Here is a 20525-nt window from a genome sequence, read left to right as displayed (position 1 = left end):
CTGGCGGGAGTCCGTTGGGGAGTCGGATGGTATCGCAGCCTTCTCGGTCGGCCAAGTCGGCTGTTGCGTAAGAAAGCACTATAGACGGTGCGAATAATCCGGCTATTCATGGGTTTTTCAGGCGTTCGGCCAGGGCTGTCGCCAATTGCGCGGTCAGCCCGTACACCGATAATTGCGGGTTGGCGCCGATGCTGGTGGGGAACAGCGAGCCGTCATGGATCGACAGGTTGCCCAGTTGGTGATGGCGGCCAAGGCTGTCGGCGACGGCGGTTTTTGGGTCTTCACCCATGGCGCAACCGCCCATCACGTGGGCGCTGCCCAGGCGTGTGCGGTACAAAGCCAGGTCAAGTCCGTCGATCAGTGTGCGGGCTTCAGCCAGAGTCTTTACGTAGCGGGCATCGCTGTGCAAGGGCATGACCGCCTTGGCGCCGCCAGCAAACTGGATCTCGGCCATGCTGTGGAAGGCCCGGCGCAAGCCATCCCAGGCATACGGAGTCACGGGATAATCGAGCACGGGCGTGCCGTCGCTGCGCAATTGGACGCTGCCGCCGGGGCTGTCTGGATGAAAACCGTCGCGCAACAGCGCCAGCATGGCGTGGGTATGGGGCAGCCGGGACATGTGCAAAGCGTTCTCGGGGCCGAACCCGCCCAATAGCGTCGCGGCCAGGGCCGGGTGCAAGGGCGGGACCTCGAGCTTGTAGGACATTTTGCCGGTGGTTCCGTCCTGCCATTGGAAGTGATCGGAGTAAATCGATTGCGGTGCGCCGTAGAACGGGTTGATGACCTCGTCGAACTGCCCGGCGGACATGTTCACCAAGTGCAGGAAGGTGCGCTTGCCCACGCGTTCATGCGGGTCTGGCGCATCGGAGTGCAGCAGCAATCCGGGGCTATTGATGCCGCCGCCCGCCAGCACGTAATGCCGCGCCTTGACGGTGATGCGCCGCCCGGTCGGCGCCACGCAACGTTCGTCCATGGCGTGGCACTCGAGGCCGATGACGGCATCGTTTTTGATCGTCAGACGCTCGGCCCGCGCCAGGTAAAGCAGCGCTCCGCCCTTGTCCAGTGTGGCCGGGATGGTGGTGACCAGCATCGACTGCTTGGCGTTGGTCGGGCAGCCCATGCCGCAATAGCCCAGGTTCCAGCAGCCGCGTACGTTGCGCGGGATGACGTGCCAGGCATAGCCCAATTGTTCACAACCTTTGCGGATCACATCGTTGTTGGCATTGGGCGGAATCAACCACGGCGCCACGCCCAGGCGTTGTTCCATCTGCGCAAACCAGGGGGCCATTTCAGCGCGGCCGTGTCCCTTGACGTTGTGCTCGGCGGCCCAGTGGTCGAGGGTCTGGTCGGGCGTGCGGAAGCTGGAGGTCCAATTGATCAGCGTCGTGCCACCGACAGCCCGGCCCTGGAGAATGGTGATGGCGCCGTCCTTGCTCATGCGCCCGAGGCCTTCCTGATACAGGCTGCTATAGGCTTGGTCTTCGAGCAGCGTGAAGTCATGACTGGTCTTGAGCGGACCTTCCTCGATCAGCAACACGCGGTAGCCAGCAGCGCTGAGAATTTCTGCCGTGGTGCCGCCGCCAGCACCGCTGCCGACGATGGCCACGTCCGCTTCCAAGGTCAGGTCCTGGGTCAGTTGCGCGCCGTTGTAGGTGGTCCAGCCGCGGGCCAGGCCTTCGCGGAAGGGATCGGGTACGGGCATGTTCAGGACTCTCTTATTGTTATGTCGATGAAGAGGAACCCAGTGGGAGCGAGCCTGCTCGCTCCCACTGGGTTTAACTTGGTTTTCAGACCGTTGGCGGCCCTGGATACCCGCAATGCGCCCAGGCCTCGGGCCGGTTGTACCAGGCCATCATCACCAGTTGCAGCAACGAGCTATGGCCTTGTCGCAGCAGGTCCAGCGAACTGTTTTCCCACCGTCCGAGGAACTGGCAGATGTCATCGGCGTTGGCGTTTTCCCACGAGCCCCAGACGCCGGTCAGTGGCCCGCGGGTAATGCCCAGCGTGAGCACGTCGAACAGCTGACGCGTGAGCTTGAGCATGGCGGGGGACAGGTGGGCCAGGCTGCTGTCCAGGCTTTGCAGGGTCGCGTCGGTGGCGGCGGGGATCTGTCCGACGGCCACTGCGCCGTCGAGCATCACAGGGATGACGCTGCGTAAAAATGGCAGGTCGCTGTCGCGCAGGGCCGCCAGGCCGTTGGCCGCTTGGCTTGGCGAGCAACCGCTCAGGCTGGCGCCCACACCGACGGTGGCCAGGAAGGCGCTGGCGCCGAGGCCGAACTTCAGCAGGCCGCGCCGGGACAGCGCGGGTGTATCGGTGAGGCTTGGGTTCATTATTGTGATTACCCGGGAAGAGACGTGTCAGCGGACAAACAGCTTCTGGATCAGTTTCTGCAAAGGTTTGCCGTAAGGGGGGTAAATCAGCTTCGCTGCGTTGAACCGCTGTTTGGTCAGCACGCCCTTGGCCTTGCTGAAGGTCAGGAAGCCCTCATGCCCGTGGTAATGCCCCATTCCCGAGGGCCCGATGCCGCCAAACGGCAAGTCATCCTGGGCGACGTGCAGCAGCGTGTCGTTCAAGCAGACGCCGCCGGAATGGGTTTCGTGGAGCACGCGATTCTGTTCGGCCTTGTTGTAGCCAAAGTAGTAGAGCGCCAGGGGGCGGGGTCGCTGATTGATGTAGGCAAACGCCTGGTCCAGATGCTCATAGGGCACGATGGGCAATAACGGGCCGAAGATCTCGTCCTGCATGACGGTCATCTCATCGTTGACGTTGAGCAGCAGGCTATGGGCCATGCGACGGCCTTGGCCGTGCTCGAACAACGCGATCAGCAACGCGCCCTTGCTGGTGGCGTCGCTGATGTAGCCGTTGAGCCGCGACAGCTGTCGTTCGTTGATCACGGCGGTGTAGTCCGGGTTGTCCGTCAGGGTCGGATAAAACCCGCGAATCGCCTCGCGATAGGCCTCCACGAACTCTCCGACGCGGTTCTGCGGTACCAGCACGTAGTCCGGGGCGACACAGGTTTGCCCGGCATTCAGGCTCTTGCCGAAAGCGATGCGTTCGGCGGCGTCCTTGAGCGGCACATCGGTCGACACGATGGCCGGCGACTTTCCACCCAGCTCAAGAGTGACCGGGGTCAGGTTTTCGGCAGCGGCACGCATGACATGTCTGCCGATGCTGGTGGCGCCGGTGAACAGCAAGTGATCGAAGGGCAGCTTGGAAAACGCCATGCCGACCTCCGCCTCGCCAAGCACCACGCACACCAGGTCCTGGGGAAAGACCCGGGCCAGCAGTTGCTTGAGCAGCAGGCCGGTGGCCGGTGTCGCTTCGCTGAGCTTGAGCATCACCCGGTTGCCCGCCGCCAGCGCTCCCGTCAGCGGCCCGATGGCCAGGAACAACGGGTAGTTCCACGGCACGATGACCCCGACCACGCCCAACGGTTGGTACACCACTTTGGCCGATGCCGGCTGGAAGGCCATGCCCACCTTGCGCCGGGAGGGTTTCATCCAGCCCTGGAGATGTCGGCTGGCATAATGGATACCGTGCAGGCTCGGCATCAACTCGGCCAGCAGTGTTTCGTCGCCGCTGCGGTGGCTGAAATCCTGGCTGATGGCGTCGATCAAGGCTTGTCGTTCGTTGCTCAATACCTCGCGCAGTGCCTTGAGCCATTGTCGGCGTTGTTCGGCCGGTGGCATCGGATGGACGGCGTAGGCCTGGCGCTGAGCATCGAAGAGCGACCGCAGCTCGTTCAGTTGTTGTTGAGACTCGTGCAGATAGGCAACGTCGGCAGGCATCGTCGGGCACCGGACATTATTAGAGTGGGTGTTTTTTTAGAGCTTATACTCTATAAAGTCAATGGCATCCGTAACGGCGATGGGTTTTTCCTGTGACCGATAGGTCGTAAGATGCCGATCAATGCCTTCGTCGAATTAAAGCCCAAACCATGGCCCCACGAATGAAAACCAGCGAGCGCATCGTGCAAAACAGCCTCGAGCTGTTCAACCAGCAAGGCGAGCGCAGCGTCAGCACCAACCACATTGCCGCCCACATGGACATGTCCCCAGGCAACCTCTATTACCACTTCCCCAACAAGCAGGCGATCATCGCCGTGTTGTTCAGTGAGTATGAAAACCTGGTGGACAGCTTCTTGCGCCCGCCCCAGGGCCGTGCGGCTACGGTGGAGGATAAGCGCTTCTATTTGCAGGAGCTGTTGGCGGCCATGTGGCGCTACCGTTTTCTGCACCGGGACCTGGAGCATCTGCTCGACAGCGATCCGGACCTTGCGGCGCGCTATCGACGTTTTTCCCAGCGCAGCCTGATTCATGGCACTGCTATTTATGAGGGCTTTGTTGCCGCCGGCATCCTGAAGATGGACCGGGTGCAGATCGAGTCCCTGACGCTCAATGCCTGGATCATCCTCACGTCCTGGGTGCGGTTCCTGTGCACCACGCGGGAAAACTTCAGCCACCTGAGCGAGCAGGCCATCAAGCGTGGCGTGTATCAGGTACTGGTGTTGGAGGCCGGTTTTGTGACCGATCAGGCCCGCGAAGAGGTGGATGCATTGTTCAAAGAGTATTACGTCCCCCTGGCCCAGACCCTGGAGGAAGGGCAGTAGGACCGACCCCCGACTTAGCCACAGGAGTTCACCATGCCCATTGCGCAACTCATCAGCCCTCAAGCCCTCGAAGAGCGGCGGGCACAGCCCGGGGTGGTCATCCTCGATTGCCGTTTTGCCCTGGAAGACCCGGATTACGGTCAGCGCAGTTATGCCGAGGGCCACATCGCCGGCGCATCGTTCGCGGACCTTGAGCGCGACCTGAGCGGGGCGGTGACCAAAGGTGTGACCGGGCGTCATCCGCTGCCGGAGCCCGAGGCGTTGATCGAGCGCCTCAAGGCCTGGGGGATCGATAACGACAGCGATGTTGTGCTGTACGACGACGGTCCCGGCGCCTATGCCGCGCGGGCCTGGTGGTTGCTGGCCTGGCTGGGCAAGCGCGATGGCGTGTACATCCTCGACGGTGGACTCAAGGCCTGGCATGCCGCCGGCTTGCCCTTGAGCCTGGATCCGCCGCAGAACAGTCGCGGGACCTTCAGCGGGGCACCGGATGCGAGCTTGGTGCTCAGCGCCCAAGCGCTGCAACAACGCCTCGGCCAATCGGACATGACCCTGCTGGATGCCCGAGCGTTGCCGCGTTTCAAAGGTGAAGTCGAGCCGATCGACCCAGTGGCCGGGCATATTCCGGGCGCCCAGTGCGCGGCGTTCAGCGACAACCTGGGCGCCGATGGCCGCTTCTTGCCGGCCGACCAGCTCAAGCAGCGCTTCGCCGAAAAACTGGGCGAGCGCTCGCCCGCCGACCTGGTGGCCTATTGCGGCTCCGGTGTGACGGCGTGTCATAACCTGTTTGCCTTGTGCCTGGCAGGCTATCCGTTGGGGCGGCTGTACGCCGGCTCGTGGAGTGAGTGGATCAATGATCCCCAGCGGGGCGTGGCGAAGGGCGAATAACAAACACTCGGAACCAATGTGTGCCGGCTTGCTCGCGAAGACGGTGTGTCAGTCAACTTCAATGTCGCCGACCCACCGCTTTCGCGAGCAAGCCCACACAGGGGGGTGTGTTGGTCATGAACCATCACGCTCAGCCGGGCCCCAGGCTGGCCAGCCAACCGGGAATCCGCCGCTCCAGGTAATACCCCGGGCACCGCAGGGTTCCGTCGACAAACCCCACATGCCCGCCCTGGGCGTGCAGTTCAATCCGGGTCGAGGGGGATAATTCGCCCGGTTCTGGCAGGCTGTGAGGAAACACAAAAGGATCGTCGGCAGCCTGGATGACCAGGGTCGGCGTGCTGATGCCTGCCATGAAATAACGGCTGGAGGCACGGCGGTAATAATCCGCGGCATCGGAGAACCCGTGCAGCGGCGCCGTCACCCGGCCGTCAAAGTCCCAGAAGGTGCGCATGTTTTCCAACGGGCCAAGCGCCGCCAGGGTCGCCAGGCCTTCTTGGCGTCCGTCGTGCTGGAACTGGCGTTGCTTGTTGCGCACATAGGCCACGAGCTTGCGCATGAAATGCGCCTGGTAGAACCTGGAGAATCCCTGGCCGATGCGATCGGCACACTGGTCGAGGCGAAACGGCACCGACACCGCCACTGCCCCTTGCAACTGGCTGTCGCGGCCGGTTTCCCCCAGGTGCTTGAGCAGCACATTGCCGCCCAGTGAATAACCCACCGCAAACAGCGGCGCCAAAGGCCGTCGGGCGCGCAAGTGGGTGATGGCGGCGGCCAGGTCTTCGCTGACGCCCGAGTGGTAGCTGCGGGGCAACAGGTTCGGCTCACCCGAGCAGCCACGCCAGTTCAGGGCCGCACTGGCCCAACCCTGGTGACCAAGGGCCTGTTGCAGCCCAGCCACGTAAGGCGAGTTGGAAGAGCCGGTCAGGCCGTGCAGCACCAGCACCAATGGCGCCTTGGCGCTGTGGGGGCCATGCCAGTCAAGGTCTAGAAAATCACCGTCTTCGAGCCACAAGCGTTCGCGCTGGCGCTCAAGGTGTGTGGCCTGACGCCACAACGGGCCCCATAAGGTTTGCAAATGCGGGTTGCCAAGGCCCGGGGCGGGGACGAAACGTTCGGATGCGGCGGACATCATTATTATTCTCGATGCACTGGTCAGCCGTTCAGTCAATGTCCTTTGCCGAACGCTGCCACAACGCGTAATACACCCGTCCGGATTTCTGCTCGCGATGCAAGCGCCAATTGCCCGGCAAGCCCAGGGTGGACGGGGCAGTCTCGCTTTCAGTGTAGACCCAGGCATCCTCGGCCAGCCACTGACGATCCTCGAGCAAGGCGCAGACCGTCGGCAACAGGTTCTGGTTGAAAGGTGGGTCGAGGAACACCAGGTCGAAAGGCGTCGCCGGCTGGCTGTCCAGGTAGCGCAGTGCGTCGGCGGTTTGCACCTGGCCGACGGTGCAGCGCAGGGTGCCCAAGTGTTCTTTCAGATTGGAGACCGCCAGGTTGCTGGCGTCCAGCGCCTGCCCCATGGCGGCGCCACGGGACAGGGCCTCGAGAAACAGCGCGCCGCTGCCGGCGAACGGATCGAGCACCCGGGCACCCGCCACGTAGGGTGCGAGCCAGTTGAACAGGGTTTCGCGCACGCGATCGGGAGTGGGGCGCAGGCCCGGGGCATCCGGGAAGCTCAGGCGTCGGCTGCGCCATTCGCCGCCGATGATGCGCAACTGGTTCACACCATTGTGCACGGGTTTCTTGCTGGAATTCGATGGGCGGGCCATTAGTGCTCCGGAACCCCGAGCGGCTGCTCGGCAGGTTTGTCAGTGGGGGGCGGCAGCGGTTTTTGCGGCACGCTTGGGCCGGCGGTGACGATGACCATTTTGTCGGTGCTCAGGTGCTTGTTCAGCGCAGCCTTGACCTGCTCGACCGTCAGTTCCTGGGACTGACGCATGAAGTCCTCCAGGTAGCTCAGCGGCAAGTCATAGAAACCCATGGCGCCGAGTTGGCCGACGATGTCGGCATTGCTGGCGGTGGACAGCGGGAAACTGCCGGCCAACTCACGCTTGGCGTCATCGAGTTCTTTCTGGGTGGGACCGTTCTTGAGGTAGTCGGCGAACACGTCCTGCACCAGTTTCAAGGTGCCTTCGCTCATCTGTGCACGGGTCTGCAGGTTGATCATGAACGGGCCGCGGGCTTGCATCGCCGTGAAACCGGAGTACACGCCGTAGGTCAGGCCGCGCTTTTCCCGCACCTCGGTCATCAGCCGTGTGCCGAAGCCGCCACCGCCGAGGATCTGGTTGCCCAGGGACACGGCGGCATAGTCCGGATCGTCGCGGTCGATGCCCAGTTGCGCGAGCATCAGGTTGGTCTGTTTGGATGGGAATTCGATGTGGCCGATACTCGCTTTGGGCTCCACCGGTGGCGGCGTTTTCGCCAGGGCTGGGCCTTTGGGCAGCGCGGCGGATACCTGGTTGGCCACCGCTTCGGCTTCGGCGCGGGACAAATCCCCCACCAGCGCAATCACTGCGTTGCCGGCGGCGTAGGCCTTGGCGTGGAAAGCTCGGGCCTGGGCCAGGGTGATCGGTGGAATGCTGTCGGCAGTGCCGTCGCTGGAGTGGGCATAAGGATGATCGCCATACAGGCGCTTCATCAGTTCCAGGCCGGCCAGTTTGCCTGGGTTCTGTTTCTGGTATTCGAAACCGGCGAGCATCTGGTTCTTGATGCGGGCAAAGGAGTCGGCAGGGAAGGTCGGTTTGCCGACAACTTCGGCGAACAGCTTCAACGCCGGCTCACGTTTGGCGGCTGCGCTGAGGCTGCGCAGCGACGCCACGGCCATGTCCCGGTAGGCGCCGTTGCCGAAGTCTGCACCGAGGCTTTCGAAGCCTTGGGCAATGGCGCTGACGTCCTTGCCGGCCACGCCTTCGTTGAGCATGGCGTTGGTCAGCAGCGCGAGGCCGGGAGCGTCGCCGTCCTGGCTGCTGCCGGCGGCGAAGGTCAGGCGCAGGTCGAACATTGGCAACTCCCGGGCTTCGACGAACAACACCTTGGCGCCGTCAGCGGTTTTCCAGGTCTGCACGTCGAGCTGGCGCCGGCTGGGGGCCTTACCGTCCAGTTCCGCCAACGATTGCAGCTTGTTGCCGGACTTGGCGTTATCCAGCGCCTGACTGGCGGTGACGTCGGTGGTCGGCGACAGATAGAACGCCAGGGAGCCGGCCAGGGTGATGAGCGCCAGGCCGATCAGCAGCGGGCGCCGTGATTTGCGCTCACTCATGAGCTTTCTCCTCGGGCAGGACATGCGCAATGCTCAGGCGCGAGCGGGTGAAATACAGCTGGGCTGCCTTCTGGATATCTTGCGGGGTCACGCTTTGCAATTCAGCAAGTTCGGTGTCCATCAGCTTCCAGGACAAACCGACGGTCTCCAACTGGCCAATGGCGGTGGCCTGGCTGGTAATCGAGTCGCGCTCATAGACCAGGCCGGCGATGACCTGGGCGCGTACGCGTTCCAGCTCTTCGGCAGTCGGCGCGGTGGTTTTCAACTGTTCAAGCAAGCGCCACAGACCGGCTTCGGCTTGGGCGATGGTTTTGTGTTTCTGCGTGTTGGGCGTTGCCGACAGCGTGAACAGCGTGTCGCCGCGGGTGAAGGCGTCGTAGTTCGACGAACCGCCGGACACCAACTCTTCGCCGCGTTCCAGCTGGGTCGGGATCCGGCCGCTGTAGCCGCCGTCCAACAGGGCCGAGATCAGCCGCAGTGCGTTGACCGAAGCCTTGTCGGTCGCGGTGGCGATGCTGGGCACATTGAAGGCCAGCATCACGCTGGGCAGTTGGGTCTGCACATGCAGGGTGATCTGGCGCTCGCCGGGCTCGGCCAGCTCCAAGGGGATTTTCGCGACCGGCACCGCGCGTCGGGCAATCGGGCCGAAATAGCGCTGGGCCAGGGATTTGACCTCGTCCGGCGTCACGTCGCCGACCACCACCAGGGTCGCGTTGTTCGGGGTGTACCAGGATTCGTACCAGTGACGCAGATCCTCGACGCTCATCCGGTCCAGGTCGGCCATCCAGCCGATGGTCGGCGTATGGTAGCCGCTGGCCGGGTAAGCCATGGCCTTGAAGCGCTCGTAGGCCTTGGACATGGGCTTGTCGTCGGTGCGCATGCGGCGCTCTTCCTTGATCACCTCGATCTCGCGGCTGAACTCCTCTGGCGGCAGGCGCAGGCTGGCCATGCGGTCGGCTTCCAGTTCGAAGGCCACGCCCAGGCGGTCGCGGGCCAGTACTTGGTAATAGGCGGTGAAGTCATCGCTGGTGAAGGCGTTCTCTTCGGCACCGAGGTCGCGCAGGATCAGCGACGCTTCGCCGGGACCGACTTTTTCACTGCCCTTGAACATCATGTGCTCAAGGGCGTGGGATAAACCGGTCTGGCCTGGCGTTTCGTAGCTGGAGCCAACCTTGTACCAGACCTGGGAGACCACCACCGGCGCACGATGGTCTTCGCGCACGACGACCTTGAGGCCATTGTCGAGGGTAAATTCGTGGGTGGGTTGTGGGTCGGCAGCCAAGGCTGAAAAGGGCAGACAAACTGTGCTGAGCAGCAGGCCTGCGGCGCGGCGGGCAAGAGCATTCATTCGTGTTTAAACCTGTTGGGTTGCCCGCTAGGTCTTAGCGTCGGCGGGCGAGAGGGTGCTAGGATAACGGTCCGTTTTACTGGCGGCCACGCCTATCGGGCCTTTTATCGGCCCGGGGTTGTCTGGGTTCCCCGGAGAAGCGTCGGGTTTTTTCGTTGATCCCGGCGTTTTCGCCGATGATGCCGTACCAGTCCTTCGAAAAAATCGACTTTGGGGTGTCCTTGGGACGCCTCGACAAAATGTTGCGCGTGAACAAGCTGGATGAAACGCAGTCTGTTCAGCATTGAATATTTATCACCGAGGCGCCCTTGTGGCGCTTCGCTACCGTGAGATAGCCGTCCTCCATGTTTGGTTCCAACGACGACAAGAAGACCCCAGCTGCGGCTGGCGAGAAGAAAGGCCTGTTCGGATGGCTGCGCAAGAAGCAGCAGGAAACCGTCGTCGAACAGCCACAGCCACAGCCGGAGCCCGCCGCCGAGGCCGTGGTCGAAGAAACCGCGCCCATCGTCCTGCCGATTGCCGAGCCGGTGCTGCAACCGGTCGAGCCTGAGCCCGTTGCTGAGCCGGTGGCCGAGCCGCCGCTGACCCCGCCCGTCGAACAAACCCCCTGGTTGAGCTTGCCGGTGGCGGAAGAGCCGGTCGCGCTGGTCGAGGACACGACGCCCCATATCACCCCGCCGATTCCAGCGCCGACGCAGGTTGTCGAGGCCCCCGTCGTCGACGCGGTCATTGAGCCGCCGGTCGCCGTTGCGCCTGCCGCACCCGAGCCGGCACCGGCCCTGTTGGAAGCCAGCGCCCCCGTCGAGCCCGTTCGCAGCGCCGAGGAAAACAAGGTCGGCTTCTTCGCCCGCCTCAAGCAAGGTCTGTCCAAGACCAGCGCCAGCATTGGCGAAGGCATGGCCAGCCTGTTCCTGGGCAAGAAAGTCATCGACGACGAATTGCTGGAAGACATCGAGACCCGCCTGTTGACCGCCGACGTCGGTGTCGAGGCCACCTCGGTGATCATCCAGAGCCTGACCCAGAAGGTCGCGCGCAAGCAGCTGACCGACGCCGATGCACTGTACAAATCCCTGCAAGGCGAGCTGACCAGCCTGCTCAAGCCGGTGGAAAAACCGCTGGTGATTGCCTCGCAGAACAAACCGTTCGTGATCCTGGTCGTCGGCGTCAACGGCGCTGGCAAGACCACCACCATTGGCAAGCTGGCCAAGAAGCTGCAACTCGAAGGCAAGAAAGTCATGCTGGCGGCGGGTGACACCTTCCGCGCCGCCGCGGTCGAACAACTGCAAGTGTGGGGTGAACGTAACAAGATCCCAGTGATTGCCCAGCACACCGGTGCCGATTCCGCTTCGGTGATCTTCGATGCTGTGCAGGCTGCCAAGGCGCGTGGCATCGATGTGTTGATCGCCGACACGGCCGGTCGCCTGCACACCAAAGACAACCTGATGGAAGAATTGAAGAAGGTGCGCCGGGTGATCGGCAAGCTCGACGCCGACGCTCCCCACGAAGTGCTGCTGGTGCTGGACGCCGGTACCGGCCAGAACGCCATCAACCAGGCCAAGCAATTCAACCAGACCGTCGAACTGACCGGGCTGGCCCTGACCAAGCTCGACGGCACCGCCAAGGGCGGGGTGATTTTCGCCCTGGCCAAGCAGTTCGGCCTGCCCATTCGCTATATCGGCGTGGGTGAAGGCATCGACGACCTGCGCACTTTTGAAGCCGAGCCCTTTGTCCAGGCACTGTTTGCCGAACGGGAGCATTCATGATTCGTTTCGAACAGGTCGGTAAACGCTATCCGAACGGTCACGTCGGCTTGCATGAGCTGAGCTTTCGGGTCCGTCGGGGCGAGTTTCTGTTTGTCACCGGCCATTCCGGCGCCGGTAAAAGTACCTTGCTGCGCCTGCTGTTGGCGATGGAGCGGCCCTCCACCGGCAAACTGCTGCTGGCCGGCCAGGACCTGAGCACCATCAGCAATGCCCAGATCCCCTACCTGCGGCGGCAGATCGGCGTGGTGTTCCAGAATCACCAGTTGCTGTTCGATCGCACGGTGTTCAACAACGTGGCGTTGCCTTTGCAGATACTCGGGTTGTCCAAGGCCGAGATCGTCAAGCGCGTGGACTCGGCCCTGGAGCGTGTGGCCCTGTCGGACAAGACCGACCTGTATCCGGGCGACCTGTCCACCGGTCAGCAACAGCGCGTCGGCATTGCCCGCGCCATCGTCCATCGCCCGGCCTTGCTGCTGGCGGACGAACCCACCGGTAACCTCGACCCGCGTCTGGCGGCGGAAATCATGGGCGTATTCGAAGACATCAACCGCTTGGGCACCAGTGTGCTGATTGCCAGTCACGACCTGGCCTTGATCGCGCGCATGCGTCACCGCATGCTCACGTTGCAGCGTGGACGCCTGATCGGTGACGGGGAGGCTGGCGTATGAGTGCTACTCGCAGCCCGAAAGTGGCCGAACGCGTGGCCCCGAAGGCCTCCGATCCGCAGCCGAAAAAGAAAAAACGCGACGATGACGACGGCCCGGACTTCGCTACGCTGCTGAGCGCCTGGATCGAAAGCCATCGCGCCAGCCTGCTGGACAGCCTGCGGCGCCTGGGCAAGCAACCCATCGGCAGCTTCTTTACCTGCATGGTGATGGCGGTTGCCCTGAGTCTGCCCATGGGGCTGTCATTATTGTTAAATAATGTGGAGCGCCTGGGCGGTTCCTGGCAGCGCGCGGCGCAGATATCCCTGTACCTGCAGATGGACGCGAGCCCCGGCGAAGGCCAGGCGTTGCGCGAGCAGATCAAGGCCATGCCGGGCGTGGCCGATGCCGAATACATTGGGCGCGAGCAGGCGCTGGAAGAATTCCAGCAGCAGTCCGGCCTGGGCGAAGCCCTCAAGGAACTGCCGGAAAACCCGCTGCCTGGCGTGGTGCTGGTGACGCCGAATGAGGTCGATAAGCCGACCCTTGAAGCATTAAGACAAAGACTTTCCGAGTTGCCGAAGGTACAGCAGGCGCAACTTGATCTAGTCTGGGTCGAGCGTCTTGCGGCGATCCTCAAGCTCGGCGACCGGTTTGTCTTCGGTCTGACAGTGCTGCTGGTTTCTGCATTACTTTTGGTGATAGGCAATACCATTCGTCTTCATATTGAAAACCGCCGCACCGAGATAGAAGTGATTAAACTCGTCGGCGGTACGGACAGTTATGTACGCAGGCCCTTTCTTTATATGGGCGCGCTGTATGGCTTCGGTGCCGGGATTCTGTCCTGGGGTGTATTGGCGTTCGGCCTGGACTGGCTGGACGATGCGGTAACAGGGTTGGCCGGTTTGTACGGCAGTGATTTCTCGCTGGCCGGCGTGCCAGTCGCCGACGGTCTGTCGCTCTTGCTTGGCGCGGTGCTGTTGGGTTATATCGGTGCATGGATTGCGGTCGCACGCCACTTGCGTGAGCTTGCGCCAAAATAAGTGTTTTTTTGCGTGTATTGACCTTTCAGTTTTTGTGGGAACTTGTCTTAGGGTTCTCGGTCAATTTTCGCAGTGCTGAACTGCACGAGTTATGTGAGTTGGAGGTTTTTTCGTATGACCACTTCTTTGCAACCTGCTTATGCTCTGGTCCCGGGTGCGAACCTGGAGGCCTATGTGCACACGGTCAACAGCATTCCATTGCTGACCCCCGAGCAGGAGCGTGAACTGGCCGAGAGTCTCTATTATGAGCAGGATCTTGAGGCGGCTCGGCAGATGGTGCTCGCCCACCTGCGTTTTGTCGTACATATCGCCCGTAGCTATTCCGGCTACGGGCTGGCCCAGGCTGACCTGATCCAGGAAGGCAACGTCGGCCTGATGAAGGCGGTCAAGCGTTTCAACCCGGAAATGGGCGTGCGCCTGGTGTCGTTTGCGGTGCACTGGATCAAGGCGGAAATCCACGAGTTCATCCTGCGCAACTGGCGCATCGTGAAAGTCGCGACCACCAAGGCCCAGCGCAAGCTGTTCTTCAATCTGCGCAGCCAGAAGAAACGCCTGGCCTGGCTGAACAACGAAGAAGTCCATCGTGTTGCCGAAAGCCTGGGCGTAGAGCCTCGGGAAGTGCGCGAGATGGAAAGCCGCCTGACCGGCCATGACATGGCCTTCGACCCGGCCGCCGAAGCGGACGACGACAGCGCTTTCCAATCGCCGGCCAACTACCTGGAAGACCACCGGTACGACCCGGCGCGTCAACTGGAAGACGCCGACTGGAGCGACAACTCCAACACCAACCTGCACGAAGCACTGGAAGTGCTGGACGAGCGCAGTCGCGACATTCTCTACCAGCGCTGGCTGGCCGAGGAAAAAGCCACGCTGCACGACCTAGCGCAGAAGTACAACGTGTCGGCCGAGCGGATTCGCCAGCTTGAGAAGAGCGCGATGAACAAGCTCAAGGTGTCGATCGCCGCCTGACTGCGGTAACGGTCATAAAAACGCCTCAATCAGTGATGATTGAGGCGTTTTTGTTTGTGCTCACTCTCGGACCCGACACTCCACCTGTGGGAGCGGGCTTGCTCGCGAATGCGGTGTGTCAGTCCACATCAATGTATCTGGTGTGCCGCATTCGCAAGCCAAACCGGCTCCCACAAGGGGTCTTCAGTGTCTTGGTTATTGCGCCCAAGGCGCTCGCCGCGAATTGTTGAGTTCCAGCAAATAACTGGCGCCCCCCAACTGGCTCATCTGCTGGCGAATCCAACTCGCCCGCCGCAGTACGTAAGGGCTCGGCCGGCCGGCGCTCCGCACCCGCGGGTTGGGCAACACCGCCGCCAACAGGCTGGCCTGTTGCCGGGACAAGGCGTCGGCGCTTACGCGAAAATGATGTCGCGCTGCCGCTTCTGCCCCGAATACACCGTCATCCCACTCGACGCTGTTGAGGTACACCTCGAGGATCCGCTGCTTGGGCCAGAACACTTCGATCAGTGCGGTGAACCAGGCCTCCAGCCCCTTGCGCAGCCAGCTGCGCCCCGACCACAGGAACAGGTTCTTGGACACTTGCTGGCTGAGGGTGCTGGCGCCGCGAATCGAACCGCCACGTCCATTGTGGGCGAACGCGGCCTGGATCGCGCCGATGTCGAAGCCCCAGTGCTCGGGGAATTTCTGGTCTTCGCCAGCGATCACTGCGACTTTCAGGTTATCGGATATCTGGTCCCAAGGCTGCCAGGTGCGTTGCAGGTCGATGGGCTTGCCGTCGAACCAGGATTCAACCTTGCGCTCGATCATCAGCGCCGTGAACGGCGGCGGTACCACCCGAAATAACAGCACGAGCACAACGCTGCCAACGGCGAACCAGAGCAGGGCTTTAAGGAGTCGTCGATATAATAAACGCAGCATAGAGATGGCTTGGCCGAACCCGTTGAGCGGGCCATTATACAGACCCTGTCCACCGAGTCTGACTGGAGTTCTCATGCTGCGTAGCTTTTTGATGCTGGCTGCTTTTTTCGGCTTCACGGGCGTGGCGCTGGGGGCGTTTGCCGCCCATGGCCTGAAAGGCCGCCTGAGCACCGAATACCTGGCGATTTTCCACACCGGCGTTACCTACCAACTGGTGCACACCTTGGCGTTGCTGGGTGTTGCGCTGCTGGCCACGCACATTCCCGGTCGCATCGTGACCTGGGCCGGGGTTTCATTTGTGGTCGGCATCCTGTTGTTCTCCGGCAGCCTGTACCTGCTGACCCTCACGGGCATCAGCAAGCTGGGCATCATTACGCCGTTGGGCGGTGTGGCGTTCCTGATCGGCTGGGTGTGCCTGGGGCTTACCGCCTGGCGCCTGAATTGATGGTGGCGGTCAGCTGGCGTTCTTCCAGCCATTGAGCAGCGTTTGTGTGAAGGACGGCGCAAGGATGCGGTTACCGTGCCCACTCAGGTGGTCGGCATCGCGGAAGAGTGGTTTATCGTCGTCGTAGGCTGAACAGGTCGCGCCTGGGCACAGCAGAGGGAGAGGGTCCCAGACAAGCAGCATTGGATACTGCCCGGTCAAATGATCGAGCAGGGTCATCTGCGTCGTGCGCAGTTGTTCGATGTGTTCCCGCGCGATGGTGAATCCGGGGGTGCAGATCGGATTCATCCGGTTGAACCAGTCCGAGCAGCGATAGGGCGGCGCCTTGAACAGGGGCATGGGCGCATTGATCAGTACTCGCACCTTGGTGGCCATCAAGCGTGTCAGCACCGCTTCGGCGGCGATCCGGGCGCCTTCAGTCTGTTCGGACGTCAGCTCGGAAAGGGCCTCCCCCAATGCATCCTCTTCGCTGCGAACCCAGTCGCGTCCGGCCAGCTCCGGCATTCGTCGCGACGCGAGGAATACAATGTCACCGGGTTTTGCCCGTGCCTCGATGTCGCTCAGGGCCTTTTCCCGGGCCTGGGCGCAGGCACCTTGCGGATCGGGCGCCATGAGGCTGACCACCGTGCAGCCGCCGCGTTCATATTCCCAAACCCTGAAGCCGAGTTGCCGTGAGGCGAGGCTGAGCATGGTGCGATAGGCGGCCGCATGCGAATCGCCGATCACGAACAGCTGGCGACCCTGCAATGGCGGATTCTGGGCGGGTTCGTCGACGGAGCGTTGCGGCAGTCGCCTGGAGAACCAGGTGTAGGTATCACGGGTCTGACTCAGTGAAAGGACCTGGGGGTTTTCGCTGACCCAGCGTGCGCCGGACCAGCCCAGGCCGATGGCTGCCAGGCAAGAGGCAATCGTGATCCAGGCGCGGCGTTGGAACAGCGAGTGGCCGTCGCGCAAGGGTGTCTCCACCCAATGGTAGGACGCGGCGGCAAGCGCCATGACGATCAGCGGGTAGGCCAGCTGTACTGTCAGTTGCTCCAGGCCCGTGGTCCAGCGCAGGAACACCAGCACCGGCCAGTGCCAGAGATACAGCGAGTAGGACAATCTGCCGATATAGACGACGGGCGCCGATTGCAGCAGGCGCAGGGGCAGGAAGTGATCGTCGGTTTTCTGGGCCAGGGCGGTGATGATCAGCAAGGTGCCGCAAACTGTCAGCAGCGCCCAAGGGAAGGGGAACTGGTTTTTATCGGCGAGGAACAGTCCGCTGGTGACCAGCGCGAAGCCGGCGAGCAGCACGGCCCGGCTTGTGGCCGTTGAATGCAGCGTGAAGCGTCCGGTCGCCGTCAACTGGAAAAGGATCGCGCCAGCGGCCAGTTCCCAGAATCGACTGGGCAGCAGGTAGAACGCCTCGAGTGGATTGTCCCGTGTCTGCAGGGCGCTGAACGCCAGCGATGCCAGTGTGAGCAGGGGTAGCAGGGCCCAGGCGAGCCGGCTGTATTGTCGGTAGCGCAACCAGATGAAACAGATGAATGGAAAGACCAGGTAGAACTGCTCTTCCACGGCCAAGGTCCAGGTGTGGGTATAGGGGTTGAGCAGGGTGGACGGGGAGAAGTAGGTGTCGGTGTTCCAGGCCAGCACAAAATTGCTCAGGCCGAAGAAGGCGGCCAACCCAGTACGGTCATTCTGCATGCTGAGCCAGGCCTGGGGCACGAACATCGTCGAAAGCAGGCTGCAAACCAGAAGAACCAAGAGCAGTGCGGGGACGATACGCAGGCACCGGCGGCGATAAAACTCCATCAGGAAGGCTGGAAAGCTGAGGTGGGCGTGCGCGGACAGCGACCGGCTGATCACGTAGCCGGAGATGACGAAGAAGATATCGACGCCGGTAAACCCACCGGGCAGGGCGCTCAGGAAGTCGGCGTGGAAGACGATCACGCTCAGGACTGCAACGGCGCGCAGGCCGTCGATGGCGGGGATACTCGGCTTTGGATGAAGGCTGGGCACAGGCTCCTCTCACGCGTGTTCGATCAGGTTTTGCTGCGGTTCGACACGAGGCAACGAATATAGGAGGCTTGGACGAGCGTTTGAACCCTGGAGTTGTTTCAGGATTGGTCTGGACGTGCCGCCTGGCGGCTGGGCTGACCGGGCGGTCCATTTCATGACGAATGGCTTGGGTCGCCCAGACTGATCGGGCTAGAATGCCAGCCCCTAAAAATGATGGCGGCATCCGGCATGCGCATTCAGTTGAACGGCGACCCCCTTGATCTGCCCGACGGTGAAACCGTTGCGGCCCTGCTGAACCGTCTGGAGCTCACTGGACGCCGCGTCGCGGTGGAACTCAATCTGGATATCGTCCCGCGCAGCCAGCACGCCGAAACCACGCTGAACGATGGCGACAGCGTCGAAGTGGTCCACGCCATCGGCGGCGGTTGACCCCAATCCTGTGAAAACCGCTGCGCTCGCAAATACTGCATTAAAAACAGGCTCGGAATGCTCATTTACAACCCGTAAACTCCGCTTCTTTGCCAGTTTTTGCCTTGTCTTTCCTTCGCACGCGACGTTTTCACAGCAGTTGGCTAATAAGCATTTCGCAAGAACCTCACCCCAACAGAGGATTTCCCATGAGCATCGTTCGTAGCGACAAGCCCTTCGTTCTGGCCGGTCGTACCTACCAGTCGCGTTTGCTGGTAGGCACCGGCAAATATCGCGACATGGAAGAAACCCGCCTGGCCATCGAGGCCTCGGGCGCCGAAATCGTGACCGTCGCCGTGCGCCGGACCAACATCGGCCAGAATCCGGGCGAACCGAACCTGCTGGATATCCTGCCGCCGGACCGCTACACCATCCTGCCGAACACCGCCGGTTGCTTCGACGCCATCGAGGCCGTGCGCACCTGCCGCCTGGCCCGTGAGCTGCTCGACGGCCACAACCTGGTGAAGCTGGAAGTGCTGGCGGACCAGAAAACCCTGTTCCCCAACGTGATCGAAACCCTCAAGGCCGCTGAAACCCTGGTCAAGGAAGGCTTCGACGTGATGGTCTACACCAGCGATGACCCGATCATCGCCCGTCAATTGGCGCAAATCGGCTGCATCGCGGTCATGCCGCTGGCCGGTCTGATCGGCACAGGCCTGGGGATCTGCAACCCGTACAACCTGCAGATCATCCTGGAAGAAGCCAAGATCCCGGTGTTGGTGGATGCCGGTGTCGGTACCGCTTCCGACGCCACCATCGCCATGGAGCTGGGTTGCGAAGCGGTGCTGATGAACTCGGCCATCGCCCACGCCCAGCAGCCGATCCTGATGGCCGAAGCCATGAAGCACGCCATCGTCGCCGGTCGCCTGGCGTACCTGGCCGGCCGCATGCCGAAAAAACTTTACGCCAGCGCCTCCTCGCCGCTGGATGGTCTGATCAAGTAAGAGCCATTGATGACTGAATCGAACGACACGCCGGTCCTGCCGGAAGAAGGCGAAGAGCGCCAACACCGCCGCATCAAGAGTTTTGTGATGCGCGCCGGGCGCATGACTGAAGGCCAGCAGCGCGGCCTGGAGCTGGGTGCGCCGCTGTTTGTCCTGCCGCTGGCCGATGCGCCGGTGGATTTTGACCAGGTCTTCGGCCGCTCGGCCCCGCGCTCTCTGGAAATCGGCTTCGGCATGGGCCATTCGTTGCTGGAAATGGCCACGGCTTCGCCGGAGCAGGATTTCATCGGTGTGGAAGTCCACCGTCCCGGCGTCGGTGCGCTGCTCAACGGCGTGCTGACTCAAGGGCTGAGCAACCTGCGGGTCTACGATTGCGACGCCATCGAAGTGCTCAACCGCTGCGTGGCCGACAACAGCCTCGATCGGCTGATGCTGTTCTTCCCGGACCCTTGGCACAAAAGCCGCCACCACAAGCGCCGTATCGTCCAGGCGTCGTTCGCTGAGTTGGTGCGCAGCAAGTTGAAGGTCGGCGGTGTGTTGCACATGGCCACCGACTGGGAACCCTACGCCGAATACATGCTGGAAGTGATGAACGTCGCCCCGGGCTATCGCAACCTTGCAGAAGATGGCAAGTGCGTACCGCGCCCGGCCGAACGGCCGATCACCAAGTTCGAACGCCGTGGCGAACGCCTTGGGCATGGGGTTTGGGATTTGAAGTTCGAGAAGTTGGCTTAAGCGTCACGCAGTACTCAATGTGGGCACTGAGCTTCTGTGGGAGCAAGGCTTGCCCGCGATAGCAGCGCCTCGGTAGCCACTTGAACCCCGAGTTGTTTGCATCGCGAGCAAGCTTTGCTCCCACATTTCGTTTTGTGGCGTATTGAAGCTCAGCGCCGATCCGCCACCACTCCAATCAACACCAGCACCACCAACAACACCGGCGCCAGGCTGTAGTTGTTGAACTGGCTCAAGCCCCGAACGACCCACGGCGTGGCGTAGATCAGTGCCGCACCGCTGCCGATCATGCACAGCAGGGCGATCAGCGGGACGCGCAAGGCACCGGCGATGCTGCCCAGGCGTTGTTCGACCCAGCCCTTGATATCGGCGCCAAACAGCACCAGCAGGCAGCCTACCAATGCCAGGGAGATTTCTGACAGGTTGCTGCGGCTCCAGCGGGACACGGTGGCGAGCAGGTCGAGTACCAGATCCATTCGATTTCCTTG

20 protein-coding genes are annotated in these 20525 nt (G+C 62.2%); 10 read left to right on the top strand and 10 right to left on the bottom strand.

Annotation, left to right across the window (positions count from 1 at the left end; genetic code table 11):
- Positions 1-106 precede the first annotated feature (106 nt).
- The 3 genes from AACY42_RS06020 to AACY42_RS06010 form a co-directional block, all read right to left on the bottom strand.
- Positions 107-1702: a GMC family oxidoreductase gene (locus AACY42_RS06020; RefSeq protein WP_339477618.1), complete on the bottom strand. Its 1596-nt coding sequence runs from the start codon at positions 1700-1702 to the stop codon at positions 107-109.
- An 85-nt stretch (positions 1703-1787) separates the two neighbouring features.
- Complete coding sequence (locus AACY42_RS06015; RefSeq protein WP_339477616.1) at positions 1788-2333, bottom strand: twin-arginine translocation pathway signal protein; 546 nt, start codon at positions 2331-2333, stop codon at positions 1788-1790.
- 27 nt (positions 2334-2360) lie between these two features.
- Positions 2361-3791, bottom strand: a complete 1431-nt coding sequence (locus tag AACY42_RS06010) for a coniferyl aldehyde dehydrogenase (RefSeq protein ID WP_339477614.1) — start codon at positions 3789-3791, stop codon at positions 2361-2363.
- Positions 3792-3940: 149 nt separating this feature from the next.
- Between AACY42_RS06010 and AACY42_RS06005 the strand changes: the two genes are divergently transcribed.
- A complete protein-coding gene (locus AACY42_RS06005) occupies positions 3941-4612 on the top strand; it encodes a TetR/AcrR family transcriptional regulator (protein WP_003206524.1) in 672 nt (223 codons plus the stop codon).
- Positions 4613-4645: 33 nt separating this feature from the next.
- A complete protein-coding gene (locus AACY42_RS06000; RefSeq protein WP_339477610.1) occupies positions 4646-5500 on the top strand; it encodes a sulfurtransferase in 855 nt (284 codons plus the stop codon).
- Positions 5501-5630: 130 nt separating this feature from the next.
- Here the strand turns inward: AACY42_RS06000 and AACY42_RS05995 are convergent, their stop codons facing one another.
- The 4 genes from AACY42_RS05995 to AACY42_RS05980 are packed head-to-tail and all read right to left on the bottom strand — an operon-like array spanning position 5631 to position 10110.
- Positions 5631-6629 carry a hydrolase gene (locus tag AACY42_RS05995; RefSeq protein WP_339477607.1) on the bottom strand — a complete coding sequence of 333 codons (999 nt, stop codon included), beginning with the start codon at positions 6627-6629 and terminating at the stop codon, positions 5631-5633.
- 31 nt (positions 6630-6660) lie between these two features.
- Positions 6661-7272, bottom strand: a complete 612-nt coding sequence (gene rsmD / locus AACY42_RS05990; RefSeq protein ID WP_339477605.1) for a 16S rRNA (guanine(966)-N(2))-methyltransferase RsmD — start codon at positions 7270-7272, stop codon at positions 6661-6663.
- Positions 7272-8762: a M16 family metallopeptidase gene (locus AACY42_RS05985; RefSeq protein WP_339477603.1), complete on the bottom strand. Its 1491-nt coding sequence runs from the start codon at positions 8760-8762 to the stop codon at positions 7272-7274. The genes rsmD and AACY42_RS05985 overlap by 1 nt, the downstream gene beginning before the upstream one ends.
- Positions 8755-10110 carry a M16 family metallopeptidase gene (locus tag AACY42_RS05980; protein WP_339477602.1) on the bottom strand — a complete coding sequence of 452 codons (1356 nt, stop codon included), beginning with the start codon at positions 10108-10110 and terminating at the stop codon, positions 8755-8757. The genes AACY42_RS05985 and AACY42_RS05980 overlap by 8 nt, the downstream gene beginning before the upstream one ends.
- Before the next feature lie 344 nt (positions 10111-10454).
- Between AACY42_RS05980 and ftsY the strand changes: the two genes are divergently transcribed.
- The 4 genes from ftsY (at position 10455) to rpoH (ending at position 14529) form a co-directional block, all read left to right on the top strand.
- Positions 10455-11873 carry a signal recognition particle-docking protein FtsY gene (gene ftsY, locus AACY42_RS05975; RefSeq protein ID WP_339477601.1) on the top strand — a complete coding sequence of 473 codons (1419 nt, stop codon included), beginning with the start codon at positions 10455-10457 and terminating at the stop codon, positions 11871-11873.
- Positions 11870-12541, top strand: coding sequence for a cell division ATP-binding protein FtsE (gene ftsE / locus AACY42_RS05970; protein ID WP_025215982.1), 672 nt, complete (start codon positions 11870-11872; stop codon positions 12539-12541). Before ftsY ends, ftsE begins: the two co-directional genes overlap by 4 nt.
- Positions 12538-13560 carry a permease-like cell division protein FtsX gene (gene ftsX, locus AACY42_RS05965; RefSeq protein WP_339477598.1) on the top strand — a complete coding sequence of 341 codons (1023 nt, stop codon included), beginning with the start codon at positions 12538-12540 and terminating at the stop codon, positions 13558-13560. The genes ftsE and ftsX overlap by 4 nt, the downstream gene beginning before the upstream one ends.
- A 114-nt stretch (positions 13561-13674) precedes the next feature.
- The gene (gene rpoH / locus AACY42_RS05960) at positions 13675-14529 is read left to right on the top strand and encodes an RNA polymerase sigma factor RpoH (RefSeq protein ID WP_003177476.1); all 855 of its coding nucleotides are present in this window, start codon (positions 13675-13677) and stop codon (positions 14527-14529) included.
- 195 nt (positions 14530-14724) lie between these two features.
- Here the strand turns inward: rpoH and mtgA are convergent, their stop codons facing one another.
- Complete coding sequence (mtgA, locus tag AACY42_RS05955) at positions 14725-15447, bottom strand: monofunctional biosynthetic peptidoglycan transglycosylase (RefSeq protein ID WP_339477595.1); 723 nt, start codon at positions 15445-15447, stop codon at positions 14725-14727.
- A 73-nt stretch (positions 15448-15520) separates the two neighbouring features.
- Here mtgA and AACY42_RS05950 point away from each other — a divergent pair, with 73 nt between their 5' ends.
- Entirely contained in the window at positions 15521-15892 is a 372-nt protein-coding gene (locus AACY42_RS05950) for a DUF423 domain-containing protein (protein WP_339477593.1), read from the top strand.
- Positions 15893-15901: 9 nt separating this feature from the next.
- On the opposite strand, the gene AACY42_RS05945 is transcribed toward AACY42_RS05950, so the two are convergent.
- Positions 15902-17893, bottom strand: a complete 1992-nt coding sequence (locus AACY42_RS05945; RefSeq protein WP_339477592.1) for an acyltransferase family protein — start codon at positions 17891-17893, stop codon at positions 15902-15904.
- Positions 17894-18121: 228 nt separating this feature from the next.
- Between AACY42_RS05945 and thiS the strand changes: the two genes are divergently transcribed.
- The 3 genes from thiS to trmB all read left to right on the top strand — a co-directional run bounded on the left by thiS (position 18122) and on the right by trmB (position 20040).
- Positions 18122-18322 carry a sulfur carrier protein ThiS gene (gene thiS, locus AACY42_RS05940; protein WP_339477591.1) on the top strand — a complete coding sequence of 67 codons (201 nt, stop codon included), beginning with the start codon at positions 18122-18124 and terminating at the stop codon, positions 18320-18322.
- Between the two features lie 188 nt (positions 18323-18510).
- Positions 18511-19305: a thiazole synthase gene (locus tag AACY42_RS05935; protein ID WP_339477589.1), complete on the top strand. Its 795-nt coding sequence runs from the start codon at positions 18511-18513 to the stop codon at positions 19303-19305.
- A gap of 9 nt (positions 19306-19314) precedes the next feature.
- A complete protein-coding gene (gene trmB / locus AACY42_RS05930) occupies positions 19315-20040 on the top strand; it encodes a tRNA (guanosine(46)-N7)-methyltransferase TrmB (RefSeq protein ID WP_339477586.1) in 726 nt (241 codons plus the stop codon).
- Positions 20041-20189: 149 nt separating this feature from the next.
- Here trmB and AACY42_RS05925 read toward each other — a convergent pair whose 3' ends face one another.
- A complete protein-coding gene (locus tag AACY42_RS05925) occupies positions 20190-20513 on the bottom strand; it encodes a DUF3392 domain-containing protein (RefSeq protein ID WP_003177482.1) in 324 nt (107 codons plus the stop codon).
- Positions 20514-20525 lie beyond the last annotated feature (12 nt).

The organism is Pseudomonas sp. RL_5y_Pfl2_73 (assembly GCF_963970515.1).
Lineage (GTDB): Bacteria > Pseudomonadota > Gammaproteobacteria > Pseudomonadales > Pseudomonadaceae > Aquipseudomonas.
The sequence above is the reverse complement of the archived record's forward strand: the minus strand, read 5'-3'. Positions and strand labels throughout refer to the sequence as shown.